The sequence below is a fragment of the Allobrachymonas sp. genome (genome assembly GCF_041912815.1).
GTDB lineage: Bacteria > Pseudomonadota > Gammaproteobacteria > Burkholderiales > Burkholderiaceae_C > Brachymonas.
On sequence record NZ_JAYRLV010000004.1, the window covers coordinates 1 to 15,689 of the forward strand.

Annotated in this window: 13 protein-coding genes; 1 reads left to right on the forward strand and 12 read right to left on the reverse strand. The window is 65.6% G+C overall.

What is annotated here, in order from left to right:
- The 9 genes from ACE3P9_RS04845 to ACE3P9_RS04885 all read right to left on the reverse strand — a co-directional run.
- The coding region (locus tag ACE3P9_RS04845; RefSeq protein ID WP_374492153.1) for an MJ0042-type zinc finger domain-containing protein at positions 1-672 on the reverse strand (672 nt) is incomplete at its 3' end.
- Positions 673-727: 55 nt separating this feature from the next.
- Positions 728-1,636 (reverse strand): 50S ribosomal protein L11 methyltransferase, encoded by a 909-nt coding sequence (gene prmA / locus ACE3P9_RS04850; protein ID WP_374492154.1) that lies wholly within the window; start codon positions 1,634-1,636, stop codon positions 728-730.
- Positions 1,637-1,755: 119 nt separating this feature from the next.
- Positions 1,756-3,105, reverse strand: a complete 1,350-nt coding sequence (gene accC, locus ACE3P9_RS04855) for an acetyl-CoA carboxylase biotin carboxylase subunit (protein ID WP_374492155.1) — start codon at positions 3,103-3,105, stop codon at positions 1,756-1,758.
- A gap of 288 nt (positions 3,106-3,393) precedes the next feature.
- Positions 3,394-3,855, reverse strand: a complete 462-nt coding sequence (accB, locus tag ACE3P9_RS04860; protein WP_374492156.1) for an acetyl-CoA carboxylase biotin carboxyl carrier protein — start codon at positions 3,853-3,855, stop codon at positions 3,394-3,396.
- A gap of 208 nt (positions 3,856-4,063) precedes the next feature.
- On the reverse strand, positions 4,064-4,630 hold the full coding sequence (locus ACE3P9_RS04865) for a TlpA disulfide reductase family protein (protein ID WP_374492157.1): 567 nt from the start codon (positions 4,628-4,630) through the stop codon (positions 4,064-4,066).
- Positions 4,627-5,223: a hypothetical protein gene (locus ACE3P9_RS04870; RefSeq protein ID WP_374492158.1), complete on the reverse strand. Its 597-nt coding sequence runs from the start codon at positions 5,221-5,223 to the stop codon at positions 4,627-4,629. The genes ACE3P9_RS04865 and ACE3P9_RS04870 overlap by 4 nt, the downstream gene beginning before the upstream one ends.
- Before the next feature lie 68 nt (positions 5,224-5,291).
- Positions 5,292-6,704 carry a UDP-N-acetylmuramate:L-alanyl-gamma-D-glutamyl-meso-diaminopimelate ligase gene (gene mpl, locus ACE3P9_RS04875; protein WP_374492159.1) on the reverse strand — a complete coding sequence of 471 codons (1,413 nt, stop codon included), beginning with the start codon at positions 6,702-6,704 and terminating at the stop codon, positions 5,292-5,294.
- A 73-nt stretch (positions 6,705-6,777) separates the two neighbouring features.
- A complete protein-coding gene (locus ACE3P9_RS04880; protein ID WP_374492160.1) occupies positions 6,778-7,926 on the reverse strand; it encodes an iron-containing alcohol dehydrogenase in 1,149 nt (382 codons plus the stop codon).
- 253 nt (positions 7,927-8,179) lie between these two features.
- The gene (locus tag ACE3P9_RS04885) at positions 8,180-9,700 is read right to left on the reverse strand and encodes an aldehyde dehydrogenase family protein (RefSeq protein WP_374492161.1); all 1,521 of its coding nucleotides are present in this window, start codon (positions 9,698-9,700) and stop codon (positions 8,180-8,182) included.
- Positions 9,701-10,077: 377 nt separating this feature from the next.
- On the opposite strand from ACE3P9_RS04885, the gene ACE3P9_RS04890 reads away from it, so the two are divergent.
- The gene (locus ACE3P9_RS04890) at positions 10,078-12,114 is read left to right on the forward strand and encodes a sigma-54-dependent Fis family transcriptional regulator (protein WP_374492162.1); all 2,037 of its coding nucleotides are present in this window, start codon (positions 10,078-10,080) and stop codon (positions 12,112-12,114) included.
- A gap of 77 nt (positions 12,115-12,191) precedes the next feature.
- Here the strand turns inward: ACE3P9_RS04890 and ACE3P9_RS04895 are convergent, their stop codons facing one another.
- The 3 genes from ACE3P9_RS04895 to tldD form a co-directional block, all read right to left on the reverse strand.
- Positions 12,192-12,551, reverse strand: coding sequence for a hypothetical protein (locus ACE3P9_RS04895; RefSeq protein WP_374492163.1), 360 nt, complete (start codon positions 12,549-12,551; stop codon positions 12,192-12,194).
- Positions 12,552-12,748: 197 nt separating this feature from the next.
- Positions 12,749-13,882, reverse strand: coding sequence for a 3-deoxy-7-phosphoheptulonate synthase (locus tag ACE3P9_RS04900; RefSeq protein ID WP_374492164.1), 1,134 nt, complete (start codon positions 13,880-13,882; stop codon positions 12,749-12,751).
- A 268-nt stretch (positions 13,883-14,150) separates the two neighbouring features.
- Positions 14,151-15,668, reverse strand: coding sequence for a metalloprotease TldD (tldD, locus tag ACE3P9_RS04905; protein ID WP_374492165.1), 1,518 nt, complete (start codon positions 15,666-15,668; stop codon positions 14,151-14,153).
- Between the last annotated feature and the right edge of the window lie 21 nt (positions 15,669-15,689).

Below are 15,689 nucleotides of genomic sequence, written 5' to 3' on the forward strand. Positions count from 1 at the left end.
TGGCGGTGTCGGAGTCGGCGTCGGAGTCGGAGTCGGAGTCGGAGTCGGAGTCGGAGTCGGAGTCGGAGTCGGAGTCGGAGTCGGAGTCGGAGTCGGAGTCGGAGTCGGAGTCGGAGCGAGCAGTACCTTCAACAGGGCATCGAGGCCCTCGGTAGCCTCCGGCATGGGGATGACGGGCGGCTTGGCAGGCGCAACCGGCGATGCGGGGGGCCGAGGCACCTCTGCTGCAGCCGGTGCGATCGAAGGCGCTGGCTCCATGACCGGCTCGTCTGTGGGAGCAGGGCGGTCGGTCGCAGGGAGAGGCGCAGCGGTGAGCACCGGCGTCCGTTCTGCCGCGGCGGCTGCAGCTGGCGTGGCATGCACGTCCGGCAGCGCTGTTTTCAGGGCTTCAGGCGCTGCGTCGATGGCGGGGGCAGGAGCGGGAACTGCTTCGACAGTGTGTGTGAGCTGCGCTGGCGGCGGCGGAGCTGTCTGTGCCGAAGGGGAGGGCACCGTGGTCGGGGCCGGACTTTCTCCTTCGTCCGCGTCGTCCGGGAGGGCATGCAGGGTGGTGTAGGCCATGTACACATGGCTGCACTTGCCGCATCTCACCCAGCCGTTGGCGATGTGCAGCTGGTCCGGGACAATCCGGAAGGAAGTACCGCAGTGGGGGCAGTGGGAGACAAATCGCATCGTGTTGCCGATTGTAGGTCAGCAGCGTGTCTGCCCGGGCCGCTGGATGCGGGGCTCAGGCGCGGGTGGGCTTGGGCGCGGTAGCCGTCATGAGGATCCAGCCGTCTTCGCGGTCTGTCACCTGCAGGGACACGTAGGGCGCGTAGGCCTGCTGGAGCTCCTCGGCCTGGCGTTCCAGAATGCCGGCCAGCACCAGGTGGCCACCGGCCTGCAGGTGGCTGCACAGCAGGGGAGCGAGCACCTTGAGCGGGGTGGCCAGAATGTTGGCGATCACGGTCTGGTAGGCCGCAGCCGGCGGATCCACCAGGTCGGGCAGCCCGGCACGCAGGGTCACATGGTTGGCCGCAGCATTGGCCAGGGTGGATTCGACGGCAGCAGGGTCGATGTCCACCGCATCGATGGGATGGGCGCCGAAGAGGGCCGCCCCGATGGCCAGAATGCCGGAGCCGCAGCCATAGTCCAGCACATGGCCGAGCTCGGCGGCATGGTGGGCGATCCAGCGCAGGCACATGCGCGTGGTGGGATGGGTGCCGGTGCCGAAGGCGAGTCCGGGATCGAGCCGCATGATCTGGCGGGCTTCGGCCGGAGCTTCATGCCAGCTCGGCACGATCCAGAAGGTGGGCGTGATGTCGACCGGAGCAAACTGCGATTGCGTCAGCCGCACCCAGTCCTGATCGGGCACGGCACGCACGTCGACCACCTGGCTGCCGGCAAAGAAGTCCTGCAGCTGCAGCAGCCGGGCCGCCTCGCGGGCCGCCTCTTCCTGGCGGAACAGGGCCACCAGGACGGAGCGGTCCCAGCTCTCCCGGGGTGCGGGCATGCCAGGCTCCCCGAACAGGGGCTGCTCGGACTCGGTCTGGGCGTCGGCATCTTCCACCGACACGCTCAGGGCGTCCAGGGCATCCAGGGCATCGCAGAGCGTCTCGACTTGGGCTTCGGGGCTGAGCAGGCGGAGTTCAAACATGGCAGAAACGTGCAGAACCTCCCGGGGGAGGCAGGGGCAGAAAGGAAAAGACCCTGGCGCGTCGCCGGACACCTGCCCAGGGGGGGCAGCGTCCTGCAGCCGCGCAGGGTCACGGAGCATCAGCGGTCGCGGTGCTGCAGCCACTCTTCGAGATAGTGGATGTTGGTGCCGCCTTCCAGGAAGCGCGCATCCACCATCAGCTCGCGGTGCAGGGGGATGTTGGTGTTGATGCCCTCGATCACGGTCTCGCTCAGGGCCGTGCGCATGCGTGCAATGGCCTGTTCGCGGGTGTCGCCATGGGCAATGATCTTGCCGATCATGGAGTCGTAGTTGGAGGGGACGAAATAATTGTTGTAGACATGGCTGTCGACCCGGATGCCGGGGCCGCCCGGGGCATGCCACTGCGTGATCCGCCCGGGAGAGGGCAGGCACTTGTAGGGGTCCTCGGCGTTGATGCGGCATTCGATGGCATGGCCGCGCAGCTGGATGTGCCGCTGGGCAAAGGGCAGCTTCTCGCCGGCCGCCACCAGGATCTGGGTGCGTACGATGTCGATGCCGGTGATTTTCTCGGTCACGGGATGTTCCACCTGCACGCGGGTGTTCATCTCGATGAAGTAGAACTCGCCGTTCTCGTACAGGAATTCGAAGGTACCCGCTCCCCGGTAGCCGATCTTCTTGCAGGCTGCGACGCAGCGTTCGCCAATGCGCTCGATGAGGCGGCGGGGAATGCCGTGTGCCGGTGCTTCCTCGATCACCTTCTGGTGGCGGCGCTGCATCGAGCAGTCGCGCTCGCCGAGGTAGACCGCGTTGCGGTGCGTGTCGGCCATCACCTGGATCTCGATGTGACGGGGGTTCTGGAGGAACTTCTCCATGTAGACCGAGGGGTTGCCGAAGGCCGTGCCGGCCTCTGCCTTGGTCATGGCCACCGCGTTGACCAGGGCTGCTTCGGTGTGCACCACGCGCATGCCGCGTCCACCGCCGCCGCCCGATGCCTTGATGATGACGGGATAGCCGATCTGGCGGGCAATGCGCTTGATGGCGGCCGGATCATCGGGCAATTCGCCGTCGGAGCCCGGCACGCAAGGCACACCGGCCTTGATCATGGCCTGCTTGGCAGACACCTTGTCGCCCATCAGACGGATGGATTCGGCAGTGGGGCCGATGAAGGTGAAGCCGCTTTTCTCGACCCGCTCGGCAAAGTCGGCGTTCTCGCTCAGGAAGCCGTAGCCGGGGTGAATGGCCTCGGCGTCCGTGACTTCGGCCGCAGAGATCAGGGCAGGCATGTTCAGGTAGCTCTGCGAGGACGGCGCCGGGCCGATGCAGATGGCTTCATCGGCCAGCTTGATGTACTTGGCGTCGCGATCGGCCTCGGAATAGACCATGACGGCCTTGATGCCCATTTCCTTGCAGGCGCGCTGGACGCGCAGGGCGATTTCGCCGCGATTGGCGATCAGGATTTTCTTGAACATAGGGAGGATTTCCTCGGAACGAGTCCTTCGGGGGCGTCCGGCATGGAATGCCGGAATACCGGGAAAACGGCACCAGGCAGAGGGTGGGGGCGCTGTATGTCTGCTGCGGTCCGCGAAATGTCCCGGCAGACCCTGGCCCCGAGCCTGGCGCTCTTTTCTCGCGGCACGTCCGAAGGCAGGAGTGTCGCGCATGTCGACCGCGAGGCCCGATCACAGACCGGCAGGCGGAGAGGGAGCGAACGGGGCGGGCGCATGGAGAATGCCTGCCGGAAGGACGGTGGGCCCGTCTTATTCGATGATGAACAGGGTCTGGCCGAATTCCACCGTGTCCCCGTTCTCGCACAGGATCTGCTTGACCACACCGGACTTGTCGGCTTCGATCTCGTTGAGGATCTTCATGGCCTCGACGATGCACAGCGGGTCGCCTTCCTTCACCGTGCTGCCCACTTCCACGAACGGGTCGGAGCCGGGGCTGCTGGCACGGTAGAACGTACCCACCATCGGAGACTTGACCTGATGGCCACTGGGCTGTTCGGGCTCAGCGGCGGCTGGAGCCGCTGCGGGGGCCGCAGCAGGAGCTGCAGCGGCCGGAAGAGCTGCCGGCACCGGCATCATGGCCGGCATGACGGCCTGTACGGCACCGCCGCCCTTGACGATGCGGACCTTGCCTTCGGCTTCGGTGATTTCGAGTTCGGAGACGTTGGATTCAGACACCAGGTCGATGAGTGTCTTGAGTTTGCGTAGATCCATGATGAGGATGTTCCAGACAAAAGAGGAGGGTGAACCAATGGGGTGAATGTAACGCAAATCAGGAAATTTGCGTCTTTTGTGGGCTACTTTCCCTTATTTTTCATCTATCTTCCATCGTGCATGGCCGGGGTGGAGAGGGTGATGGACAGGAATCTTGCGTGGAGTTCGCGCCTTTTGGAGCGGATTTGGTGCCTTGAATCGCGTGATTTCAGGATTTTTCGGTGGTGACCCAGTGATTGAGCTGCTTTGGGTGGAGCTGCCCCAGATGGCGGTCCGCCATGGCACCGCTCGCGTCGAAAAGCACGCTGAAGGGCAGGGAGCCCTGGGCATCTCCCAGAGCGCGCGCCAGGTCCAGCCCTTCGTTGCCCGCCAGTGCGATGGGGAACGGCATGGGGTGGCGCGCCAGAAAACGCCGGACGGCATCGGGCCGATCCACGGCCAGTCCCAGAACTTGCCAGCCGTTGGCCTGATGATGCCGGTAGAACTCGGCAAGCAGGGGCATTTCCTGTACGCAGGGCGGGCACCAGCTGGCCCAGAAGTTGAGCAGCAGGGGGCGACCCTTGAAGGTGCGCACAGCCAGGGGCGTGCCGTCGGGGGTGGGGAATGAGCGCTCCCACCAGTCGGCCTTGGGAATCGGAGCCAGGCCTGCGGCAGGAGAGGGCGGATCACGTCGGAGCCATGCCACAGAGCCTGCGGCGGCGAGGGCCGCCACGGCCACGCCGGCACCCAGCATCGTTCGCCGTGAAGGGCGGGGGAGAGGGCGTTCGTCTGTCATGCAGCATCCTCCTGCAGTCGGGCTGCCAGCTGGGCGGCTGTGCCGCGGGGTTTGCGGCGGGCCTGGTCGGGCTGGAGGGCGCCGCGCTGCGCTCTGCCGTCGTTGACCAGCAGGTGCACGCCCACATCTTCCCCGAGTTCGGGGCACCAGGCGTGCAGGCTCAGTGCATCCACGTCCGTCCCGTGCAGACCGGTGACGCGGGTCACCTCGTAGTCCATATTCTGGTTGATGAGGGTGAGTTCGACGGCCTTGGGGTCGTCCGAGAAGAGCTGGAGATAGATGTCGTTGAGCCGCGTGGCGGTGCCGTGCCAGATGGCGCCGCCGATGAGGGGGGCGTATTCGGCGAGCCGTTCCATCCACTGCAGTGCCAGGTGCCTCAGGGCTGCCAGCTCGGTGGGCTGCGTATCGGCGCAGAAGACGGCCAGATACTCGCGGACAGCGGCTTCGAGGAGCAGGTTGTCCGGCAGCGGGGTGCGGGGCGACAGCTTGAGCTGCCGAATCGCGCGCTGCTTGGCGGCGCCGTAATCGAGCCCTTCCTCGACCACCAGTCGGGCTGCGGTGGCGGTCAGGGTGTCCAGGGAGATGTCATGCATGATGCAGGCCTCCCGTGACGGGGAAATGGGCACAGGGAGCCTGCTGGGGCACCTGTGCCGGGAGGAGATCAGCCCGCGAGTCGGGCCAGCAGTTTGTCATGGATGCCTCCGAAGCCTCCATTGCTCATGCAGAGGATGTGGTCTCCCGGACGGGCGGCGGCGGCCACCTGCTCGACCAGTGCGGCAATGTCGCCGGCTACCTGGGCACGGGAACCCATGGGGGCCAGCGCTTCGGCAGCGTCCCAGTCGAGCCCGCCTGCGTGGCAGAACGCCAGGTCTGCCTCTTCCAGGCTCCAGGGCAGTTGCGACTTCATGGTGCCGAGCTTCATGGTGTTGCTGCGAGGCTCGAAGACGGCCAGGATGCGGTCCTGGCGACGGCCTTCGGCGTCGAGGCGGCGGCGCAGACCATCGACCGTGGTGCGGATGGCCGTGGGATGGTGGGCGAAGTCGTCGTAGACGGTGATGGTGCCGCCGGCGCGTGCCACGGTGCCGCGCACTTCCATGCGGCGGCGGGCATTGGCGAACTGCCCCAGGGCGGCTGCGGCCGTGTGCGGATCGACCCCCACGTGGGCAGCGGCAGCGATGGCGGCGAGCGCATTGCGCTGGTTGTGCATGCCGGTCATGCCCCATTGCACATGGCCGACGATCTGTCCCCGGTGGAGCACGTCGAAGTCGTGGGGTTCGCCCTGGGCGGTGTAGTCGCTGTCGGGTGCGCCGAAGCGGCTCACTTCGCTCCAGCAGCCCATGTCGAGCACGCGGGCCAGGGAGGCTTCGAGGCCATTGACCACGACGCGGCCGGTAGAGGGGACGGTGCGCACAAGGTGGTGAAACTGGCGCTCGATGGCAGCCAGATCGTCGAAGATGTCGGCGTGGTCGAATTCCAGGTTGTTGAGCACGGCGGTGCGCGGCCGGTAGTGCACGAACTTGCTGCGCTTGTCGAAGAAGGCGGTGTCGTACTCGTCGGCCTCGATGACGAAGTAGCTGCGGGCATGTCCCGGGGCCAGATGTCCGAGGCGGGCGGAGAGCCCGAAGTTGAGAGGGACGCCGCCGACGAGGAAGCCGGGGGTGAGGCCGGCCGATTCCAGAATCCAGGCCAGCATGGAGGTGGTGGTGGTCTTGCCGTGCGTGCCTGCCACGGCCAGCACATGGCGGCCTTGCAGGACGTTTTCGGCCAGCCACTGCGGGCCGCTGGTGTAGGGCAGGCCCTGATCGAGGATGGCTTCCATGAGCGGAAACCTGGGGCTGCCGTCGGCATGGTGCACGCGGCTCACGACGTTGCCGATCACGTAGATGTCGGGCTGCAGGGCGGTCTGGCTGGCGTCGAACCCTTCGATGAGGTCGATGCCGAGCGCCCGCAGCTGGTCGCTCATGGGGGGATAGACACCGGCATCGCAGCCGGTGACCGTGTGTCCGGCCTCACGGGCCAGCGCCGCGACACCTCCCATGAAGGTGCCGCAAATGCCAAGAATGTGGATATGCATGGTTGGGCATTGTAGGCGCTGGCCGTGCCGGACGCGGGATGACGGCGGCGGTCTTCCCGCGGTCGGTGTGCGCTCAGCGCGGACCGAAGGCCGCTTCGAAGATGCCGACGATTTCGGTGTGTCCAGCCTGTACCGGGTTGGTCAGGCCACAGACGTCCTTGAGCGCATTGGCGGCCAGCGTGTCGAAGTCGTCGCGCTTGACGCCGAGTTCTTCCAGCGACTTGGGAATGCCGACGATGTCAGCCAGTTTCTTGATGGCAGGGATGGTGTCGAGTCCGGCCAGGTCGGGATTGTTGTCCTGCAGCAGGGTGCCGATTTCTCCGAGCTTGCCACCGGCAGCCTGAAGGTTGAAGGCCTGCACATGGGGCAGCAGCAGGGCGTTGCACACGCCGTGGGGCAGGTTGTAGAAGCCGCCGAGCTGGTGGGCCATGGCATGCACATAGCCGAGGGAGGCATTGTTGAAGGCCATGCCGGCGAGGAACTGGGCGTAGGCCATCTGTTCGCGGGCTTCCTTGTTGTGGGGTTCCTTGACGGCCACGGGCAGGTAGCGGGCAATCAGCGCCACGGCCTTGACGGCGCAGGCATCGGTGATGGGCGATGCGGCGGTGGAGACGTAGGCTTCGACGGCGTGGGTGAGGGCGTCCATGCCCGTGGCGGCGGTCAGGCCTGCGGGCATGCCTTCCATGAGCTCGGGGTCGTTGACCGACATGAAGGGCGTGACGTGCTTGTCGACGATGGCCATCTTCACGTGGCGGCTCTCGTCGGTGATGATGGTGAAGCGGGTCATCTCGGACGCGGTGCCGGCCGTGGTGTTGATGGCCAGCAGCGGCAGCTGCGGCTTGGCAGACTTGTCGAGCCCTTCGTAATCGGCGATGGCACCGCCGTTGCTGGCGACCAGGGCCACGCCCTTGGCGCAGTCATGGGCGGAACCGCCACCCAGGGAGATCACCAGGTCGCACTGGGCTTCGTGCAGCATGGCGAGGCCGGCATTGACGTTGCCGATGGTGGGGTTGGGCTGCACGCCGTCGAAGACGGTGCTGGCAATGCCCTTGGCGGTCAGCTTGTCGGCCAGGGCCTGGGCCAGGCCCATGCGGGCGAGCGCGGCATCGGTGACGATGAGCGCCTTGCGGAAGCCGCTTTCACCCAGCTGGCGGACGGCCTCGTCGAGGGCGCCTGCGCCGAGCAGGTTGTTGGAGGGCATGAAGAATTGCGACAGTGCCATGTTCAGTTCCTGTAGGGGTAAGTAGGAAGGAAAGAGGAAGGACACTTCGGAGGCATGGCTGACGCCGCACCGGCGCGGAAGCGCGAGGGATCACCTCGGTTCCGCGGCATGCGGCAGGATCGCTGAACTGCGCCAACCCTGGGTCCGGAGCGCCCGGGTCCACCCCTGTGCACCGGGTGGCGGGCAGGAGGGACGGAGGCCGCACGGAGCATATCGCCGCGCGGCACGGGAGCACCTGACGGAGATCAGGCGATCAGAAGAAGCCCAGCTTGTTTTCGCTGTAGCTCACCAGCAGGTTCTTGGTCTGCTGATAGTGGTCGAGCATCATCTTGTGGGTTTCGCGGCCCAGGCCCGATTCCTTGTAGCCACCGAACGCAGCGTGGGCGGGGTAGGCGTGGTAGCAGTTGGTCCACACGCGGCCGGCCTTGATGGAGCGGCCCATGCGGTAGGCCAGATTTCCGTTGCGGGTCCACACGCCGGCGCCCAGGCCATACTGGGTGTCGTTGGCGATCGACAGGGCTTCGGCCTCGTCGCGGAAGGTGGTCACGGCGAGCACGGGGCCGAAGATTTCCTCCTGGAAGATGCGCATCTTGTTGTGCCCCTTGAACAGGGTCGGCTGGATGTAGTAGCCGCCGGCCAGGTCACCGGGCAGCTGCGCCGGGGCGCCACCGCACAGGACCTGGGCGCCTTCTTCCTTGCCGAGCTCCAGGTAGGAGGAAATCTTGTCGAGCTGCATCTGGCTGGCCTGGGCACCGATCATGGTCTCGGTGTCGAGCGGGTTGCCCTGCTTGATGGCAGCCACGCGCGGCAGGCAGCGTTCCATGAATCGGTCGTAGATCGATTCCTGAATCAGGGCACGGGACGGGCAGGTGCACACTTCGCCCTGGTTGAAGGCGAACAGCACCAGTCCTTCGATGGCCTTGTCGAGGTAGGCGTCGTCGCGCGCCATGATGTCCTCGAAGAAGATGTTGGGCGACTTGCCTCCCAGTTCCAGCGTGGCAGGGATCAGGTTGCCGGCAGCGGCCTGTGCGATCACGCGGCCCGTGGCGGTGGAGCCGGTGAAGGCGATCTTGGCAATGCGCTTGCTGGTGGCCAGCGGCATGCCGGCTTCGCGCCCGAAGCCATTGACCACGTTGAGCACGCCCGGGGGCAGCAGGTCGGCGATGAGTTCGACCAGCACCAGGATGGAGGTGGGGGTCGATTCGGCGGGCTTGAGCACCACGCAGTTGCCGGCCCCAATGGCGGGGGCCAGTTTCCAGGCGGCCATCAGCAGCGGGAAGTTCCAGGGAATGATCTGGCCGACCACGCCCAGAGGTTCATGGTAGTGGTAGGCCACCGTGTTCTCGTCGATGTCCGACATGTTGCCTTCCTGTGCGCGCAGGCAGCCGGCAAAGTAGCGGAAATGGTCGGCAGAGAGGGGAACGTCGGCGTTGAGCGTTTCGCGGATCGGCTTGCCGTTGTCCACCGTTTCGGCGTAGGCCAGCTTCTCCAGGTTCTGTTCGATGCGGTCCGCAATCTTGAGCAGGATGTTGCTGCGGTCGGCGGCAGGGGTCTTGCCCCACTGGTCGGCAGCGGCATGGGCGGCATCCAGGGCCAGCTCGACGTCCTCGGCGGTGGAGCGTGCGGCCTGGCAGTAGACCTGTCCTGTCACCGGGGTGATGTTGTCGAAGTATTCGCCCTTGACCGGAGGTGTCCACTTGCCGCCGATGAAGTTGTCGTACTTGGCCTTGAACTGGACGGGCGCGCCGGGCTGGCCGGGGTAGGAATAGATCATGGATGTCTCCTGTTTGAGGTTGTGCTTGTCGCCGTCGGCGGACTGCGGGAGTCCGCTGCGGCTGCGGCCCATCGAGCAACAGGCGTGCCAGTTCGAGCAATCCAAGGGAAATTCCGGACACTCCTCTATAAGACTTGGTTTTCACATGGAGAATCTGGTTTTCACATCGACTTCGATGAACACCATTCTGTGCCATGAATGTCTTGAATGAGGACAGGTGTGTCATAAGTGAACATGACACGCCTGTGTCATGCACGGGCTGCGGCGCAGACAGTCCCATGGCGGGGGTTTACCCGTTTGGATGCGGCGCGGGCACATGCTAGGATGCCGCCGAAACGGCGCCCGACAGGGCGGACGAGGACCCTACCATGCCCATCATGACCTCCCGAGACGAAGCGAGCCTGCAGCAGGCCCGCCGGATGCTGCAGCAACGCGGGGCGCTGCCTGAGGGGGTGTTGCCCGACACCCTGGGATATGTGTCGCGTTCATGGAACCGCAGCGCTGCAGCGGGCCTGCACGCGGGGCTGGACCCCCAGCGTGGACTGCCCGTGAGCCGCTTCGAGCTGGCCCAGGCCACCGAGCGCCAGCACGAGCTCTTGGCGCATGCACGGCCGGTCATGGAATATCTGCACGGCCAGATGCGTGACAGCAGCAGCATGGTCATCCTTGCAGACGAGGCCGGACTCCTGCTGCATGCCCTGGGCGATGCCCGGTTTCTCGACCGTGCCCAGCGCGTGGCGCTGATGCCTGGCGCATCCTGGCATGAGACCCACCGCGGCACCAATGCCATCGGCACGGCGCTGGCCGAAGGGGTGCCCATCGCGGTCCATGGAGCCGAGCATTTTCTGGAGTGCAATGGCTTTCTCACCTGCGCGGCGGCGCCGGTCACCGGGCCTGATGGCCGCATTCTGGGGGTGCTCGACATTTCCGGCGAGCGCAGCAACCGCCATCCACATACCTTCAGCATGGTGCGGGCGGCAACCCAGATGATCGAGAACCGCCTGTTCGAGGCGCGTCACGGCAGCCATGTGCGGCTGCATTTCCATCCTCTGCCCGAAGGCATCGGCACCATCGCAGAAGGGGTCATTGCGCTCGATGAAACGCACCACATCGTGGGGGCCAACCAGGCGGCCCTGGCGTTTCTGGGACTCGATACCCACAAGCTGGGGCGGGTGTCGCTCGAACAGGTGTTCGACACCACGACCGAGCAGATGCTGGCCCGGGAGCGCCGGCAGCCTCAGGTGGTGTTTGCCCTGCATCTGCGGGGGCGGCAGCCCGCGGTACAGATTCTGCATGCGCGGGTGATGCTTCCAGCCCAGGGGGGGCTGCGTGGAGAGGTCGTGATCGACCAGTCCGTGCCGTCGTCTGCACCCCAGGATGAACTCGCCCGGCTCGACACCGGCGATGCAGACTGGCATGTGCTGATCGGCAAGGCCCGCAAGATGCTCGGGCAGCCCATACCGCTGCTTCTGCACGGCGAATCCGGCACCGGCAAGGAAGTGCTGGCCAAGGCACTGCACCGCAGCGGTCCTCGCAGTGCGCAGACCCTGGTGGCGGTGAACTGTGCAGCCCTGCCCGAGCACCTCATCGAAGCCGAACTCTTTGGCTATGCTCCCGGCGCCTATACGGGAGCCCGGCGCGAAGGAGCTCCCGGACGCATCCGGGAGGCCCATCGCGGCACGCTTTTCCTCGACGAGATTGGCGACATGCCGCTGTCGCTGCAGACACGGTTGCTGCGCGTGCTGCAGGACCGGCAGGTCGTCCCTCTGGGCGGTGGACAGCCCATCGCCGTCGACTTTGCCCTCATCTGCGCCACCCATCGCGATCTCAAGCAAGAGGTGGCCGCCGGGCGCTTCCGGGCCGACCTGTACTGGCGGCTCAACGGGCTGACCCTGCATCTGCCGCCCTTGCGCGTACGCAAGGATCTGTCGACCCTCATGGCGCGCATGCTGGCCGACATGGCTCCACGGCGCGACATCGCGCTCGCACCAGAGCTGCAGCAGGCCTTCGAGGCCTATGGCTGGCCAGGCAACCTGCGCCAGCTCGACAACGTGCTGCGCACGGCCGTGGCCCTGCTCGGGGATGCCTCCTGCATCGAACGCGAGCACCTGCCCGATGACCTGCTGCCCGAACTTGACGCTGCGCGGTTCCCGGAAGAGCGAGAGGGCAGCCCCTCCGCGTCCCTGCACGCAGCAGAGTGCCCCGAGGTGCTCGACGATGCAGCGGTGTCGGGACTGGCGTCTTCGCATGTGGAGCCGATCACCCTCGCTGCCCTGACCCTGGCTGCGGTGGAACAGGCCCTGCAGGCTGCAGACGGCAATGTGTCACTCGCCGCGCGCCGGCTCGGCGTCAGCCGCAACACCCTCTATCGCCGCCTGCGCCAGCGCGATGCCACAGAACAGCCTCCCGCCTGATTTCCTCCATTGGAGAGGGGGCACAGAGGAAGACAGCAGGGCTGGGTTCGTGTGCCATCCGCGCGCTGCAGCGACGACTAGGAATGCGGCGCCGTGCGCGTGCCGGGGATGGCATGAGCCGGCGGACAGAAAGTGACCGAGGCCATGGTGGCGTCGATCAGGATCACCTCCTGATCGAGTGCCGCGTGGGCAGCGCTGGCAAAGGCGCGGGCCCACTCGGGATCGGCAAAACCCTGCCTGCCTGCCGCCTGGGCCACGCACACCACCTTGTCCGCATTGAGCACCTTGCCCGAACGGCGCAAGGGCTCGCAGGCATACCGAATGAATTCGCGGTCGAGCCATGCGCGCGCAGCCCTGGGATCCATGGGCTGCGCCTGATCGAGCGGAAAGGTGAAGGCGTGCTGCGCATCGAAGCGCACGGACAGTTCACTGTGCATCGTGAAACTCCTCACAGGAATGCTCCACTGGGCGGAGCGAGGCATCGAAAAGGCCGACAGGCCCTCAGACCAGCTTAGCAGCGCCCTGATCCTCTCTTGCTCTCCGCGGGCTCGGGAATTACCCTTGGGAGCCAAGCCTTCCAGCAGACCGCAGGCACGCGATACGCGAGCCGGTCTGCTGCGGAAGTCCTAGGCCTTCAGCCTTTCTTGTGGGCCTTGCGGCGAGCCTCCACGGCATTGGAAAGCACCTGCAGCGCCTGGATGGAGTCATCCCAGCCGATGCAGGCATCGGTGATGCTCTTGCCGTATTCGAGCTGGGCAGGATCGTCCTTGCCGGGGGTGAACTTCTGGGCTCCCTCGTGGATGTTGCTCTCGATCATCACTCCGAAGACCTGCGTGGACCCCGCAGCCATCTGGCGAGCGATCTCGCGCACCACTTCGAGCTGCTTCTCGTGCTTCTTGCTGCTGTTGGCATGGCTGCAGTCCACCATGACGGTCGGGCGCAGGTGCGCTGCTTCCAGATCTCTGCAGGCCGCCTGCACGCTGGCTTCGTCATAGTTGGGTGCCTTGCCGCCGCGCAGAATGACGTGGCAATCCTCGTTGCCCGATGTGTGCACGATGGCCACCTGACCGTTCTTGTGTACCGACAGGAAGTGGTGCCCGCGCGAGGCCGCCTGGATGGCATCGGTGGCGATCTTGAGATTGCCGTCCGTGCCGTTCTTGAAGCCGATCGGAGCCGACAGCCCGCTGGCCAGCTCGCGGTGCACCTGGCTCTCTGTGGTGCGAGCACCGATGGCGCCCCAGCTGATGAGGTCGCCGATGTACTGGGGAGAAATCACGTCCAGGAATTCGCTTGCGGCCGGAAGACCCAGCCGGTTGATCTCGATGAGCAGCTGGCGGGCGATGCGCAGCCCCTCGTCGATGCGGCAGCTCTCATCGAGGTAGGGGTCGTTGATGAGGCCCTTCCAGCCCACGGTGGTGCGGGGTTTCTCGAAGTACACCCGCATCACCACTTCCAGAGTGTCGCTGTAGGTTTCGCGCAGCTTCTGCAGGCGGCGGGCATAGTCGAGCGCGGCGGGCACGTCATGGATGGAGCACGGGCCGATGATCACCAGCAGGCGGTCATCCTTGCCCCGCATGATGTCGTGAATGGTGCGGCGGGTGTTCTCCACCAGCTTCTCCACCGGCGAGCCATGAATGGGAAAGAAACGGATCAGGTGGTCGGGAGGAGGCAGCACGGTCAGGCTCTTGAGGCGGGTGTTGTCGGTCTGGCTGGTCTTGTCGGCAGGCTGGGAAAACCAGGCTGTGTCGTTCGTCTTGCTGGCGGACATGAGGGCAACTCCTTGCACAAAGCGGTGGGAAGAACAGGGGATGAAACCGGCAAAAAAAAACCGCCGGAGATCCGGCGGTTTTGAGAAGTGTGCTTTTGCAGTTGAGCTCAAGCCTCTCGTCCGCCTGGGACCGAGAACCAAAAGCCAAAATAAAAAGCACGTGAAACTTGCATGGCTGCAATATAGCACGATTTCCCGGGCTGCTGTCAATAGGCTGACGCGTCAGCCGGATGTTCGGGGAATATCGCCGGGCAGGCCGGGCCTGTGTTCAGGCTGTGCCGCCCACCGTGAGGCCATTGATGCGCATGGTGGGCTGTCCCACACCGACGGGCACGCTCTGTCCGTCCTTGCCGCAGGTGCCCACGCCGCTGTCGAGCTGCAGGTCGCTGCCGATCATGCTCACGCGGGTCAGCGCATCCGGGCCGTTGCCGATGATGGTGGCCCCCTTGACGGGGTACTGGAGCTTGCCGTCTTCCACCCACCAGGCCTGGCTGGCGGAGAACACGAACTTGCCGCTTGTGATGTCGACCTGTCCGCCGCCGAAGTTGGTGGCGTACAGCCCCTTCTTGAGGCTCGACACCACGGTCTGCGGATCTTCGCTGCTGCCGAGCATATAGGTGTTGGTCATGCGGGGCATCGGCGTATGGGCATAGCTTTCGCGGCGCCCGTTGCCGGTGGAGCGCGTGCCTGTGAGACGCGCATTGAGGCGGTCCTGCAGATAGCCGCGCAGAATGCCGTCCTCGATCAGCACGTTGCGCTGGGTGGGATGCCCTTCGTCATCGACATTCAGGCTGCCCCGGCGATCCGGCAGGGTGCCGTCGTCAAGCACGGTCACGCCCTTGGCCGCCACCCGCTGCCCCAGGCGGCCACTGAAGGCGCTGCTGCCCTTGCGGTTGAAGTCGCCTTCGAGCCCGTGCCCGACCGCCTCGTGCAGCAGCACACCGGGCCAGCCCGATCCGAGCACCACATCCATCACGCCGGCAGGGGCAGGGCGGGCTTCCAGGTTGGTCAAGGCTGCCTGCACGGCTTCGTCCACATACTGCTGGATCAGGGTGTCGTCAAAGTAATCCAGGCCGAACCGGCCGCCGCCCCCGCTGGATCCGACCTCACGGCGCACCTCGCCTCCCTGGGTCTGCTCTGCAATCACGGTCACGCTCAGGCGCACCAGGGGACGCACATCTGCGGCCACCTTGCCATCGAGCCGCACCACCAGAACCACATCATTTTCTGCGGCCAGTCCTGCCATCACCTGTCGGATGCGAGGGTCGCTGGCGCGGGCCCGCTTTTCCACCTTTTCCAGCAGGGCCACCTTGCTCGTGCTGTCGAGTGTGCCGATCGGGTCCAGCGGAGCGTACAGGGCCCGGCTGCGCGCCTTGCGCGTGTCGGCGCGCCCCACGCGCTGGCGTCCCTGCTGGCCTGCCGCTCCGATGGTGCGCACGTTGCGCACCGCATCCATCAGCGCCTCGCGCGAAATGTCGTCGGAATAGGCAAAGGCCGTCTTTTCGCCGGAAACAGCACGCACGCCCACGCCCTGATCGATGCTGAAGCTGCCGGTCTTGACGATGCCTTCTTCCAGGCTCCAGCCTTCGCTGCAGGTGTACTGAAAGTACAGATCCGCATCGTCCACCTGATGCGTGTGCATGGCAGCAAGTGCCTTGTGCAGGCGAGGCAGCGTGAGATCGAAGGGCGTCAGCAGCAGGCGCTCGGCCAAGGCAAGCCGCTCGCGGGTGTGGCGCTTGCGCGGACGATCGGAAAGGGCGGAAAAATCGGGAAGATTCAGGGTCATGTCCGCATTGTAGGGGGACTC